Annotated in this window: 2 protein-coding genes; both read left to right on the forward strand. The window is 57.2% G+C overall.

Features of this window, described 5'->3' with window-relative positions:
- Positions 1-51: 51 nt before the first annotated feature.
- Positions 52-363, forward strand: coding sequence for a transposase (locus tag ACT3UA_RS18935; protein ID WP_170947675.1), 312 nt, complete (start codon positions 52-54; stop codon positions 361-363).
- A gap of 179 nt (positions 364-542) precedes the next feature.
- A partial coding sequence (locus tag ACT3UA_RS18940) for a transposase (RefSeq protein ID WP_444617881.1) occupies positions 543-977 on the forward strand: 435 nt, incomplete at its 3' end.

A 977-nucleotide genomic window follows, 5' to 3' on the forward strand; every position in this document is an offset into this window, starting at 1 on the left:
TGAACCGTCCCTGATTTGATGCCGCTGTCTTTCGAGAGAAAGATAGAAACCATGCCCAAGAAGTATCCTGCCGAAGTTCGTGACCGCGCCGTAGCGATGGTTGTGGACCGGCTCTCTGAATATCCTTCCGTGTATGCAGCGTGCAAGGCTCTGGCTCCGAAGCTGGATGTCGGCCCCGAATCATTGCGTCGCTGGGTGCTCCAAGCCCAGGTCGACACCGGTGAGAAGGACGGCCCAACCACTACCGAACTCGATGAGCTCAAGGCGTTGCGGGCGGAGAATCGGGATTTGAAGGAAGCCAACGAAATCTTGAAAGCTGCATCGATTTTCTTCGCGAGGGAACTCGACCCTCGCCGCCGCTAATCTGCCGATTCGTTGATGAGCAGCGGGCCGAAGGTCATGCGGTCGAGTCGATCTGCGCCGTCCTGCGTGAGCAGGGCGTGCAGGTCGCCGCACGAACCTACCGGGCCTGGAAAATAAGGATTCCGGCCCTGCGAGCAGTTGAAGATGCCAAGGTCATTGACACGTTACGCAGCCTCAAAGTGTTAGACGCTAAAGGAAGACCGAAGCCAGAAATCCTTTATGGCCGGCGAAAGATGACCGCTTGGCTGCGGCGCAACGGCTTCCCCGAGGTCTCCAAACACACCGTTGACCGACTCATGCGTGACGAGGGCATGAACGGCCTGATTCGTGGACGTAAGACCCGCACCACGATCCCTGGCAAGGACGGCAAACGAGCTGGCGACCTACTGAATCGGAACTTCAGCGCCAGTGCCCCTAACCGTATTTGGGTCACAGATTTCACTTACGTGCCGGTGTATTCCGGGTTCGTATACGTGGCCTTGGTGATCGATCTGTATTCACGGGCGATCGTCGGGTGGGAAACCTCCACGGTGAAAGACACCGCCTTCGTGGAACAGCGCTTGAAGATGGCTTTATGGCGCCGAAAACACACCAAAAGACCAGTTGACAAGGGG

The organism is Glutamicibacter sp. 363, from assembly GCF_052379505.1.
GTDB lineage: Bacteria > Actinomycetota > Actinomycetes > Actinomycetales > Micrococcaceae > Glutamicibacter.

What these genes read in the sequence shown, in the direction of transcription:
- ACT3UA_RS18935 (WP_170947675.1), top strand. Translation starts at nt 52, where the DNA reads ATGCCCAAGAAGTATCCTGCCGAAGTTCGTGACCGCGCCGTAGCGATG.